The sequence below is a fragment of the Oceanisphaera ostreae genome (assembly GCF_042676125.1).
In the GTDB taxonomy this organism is placed as follows: domain Bacteria; phylum Pseudomonadota; class Gammaproteobacteria; order Enterobacterales; family Aeromonadaceae; genus Oceanimonas; species Oceanimonas ostreae.
The window spans coordinates 1-218 of the sequence record NZ_JBHTJS010000014.1 but is presented as its reverse complement, the minus strand read 5'-3'; the positions used below and the strand labels follow the sequence as shown (position 1 = coordinate 218).

The window sequence follows — 218 nt, the reverse complement described above, 5'->3', positions numbered from 1 at the left end:
TCCCGGGGGCCGCGATGGCGCACCACATTACTTCATCTTGAATATCTCTTAACGCCATCATAAAACTAATCCGCAGCGGTGAAACGTCTGCCTCGTGAGCAATGCGACTAATCTCCACCCGCACTAAATTGTAGGCAAGTAAAATCCCCCACAGCTCCTGCGTGACACCTTCAACCGACTGACTGCGCAATAAAATCGTATCCTCCAGCATCCGATGT

General features: G+C 50.9%; 1 pseudogene. It reads right to left on the bottom strand.

Features of this window, described 5'->3' with window-relative positions:
• Positions 1-218, bottom strand: a pseudogene (locus tag ACFQ1C_RS04700) (IS4 family transposase); the annotation flags it as partial.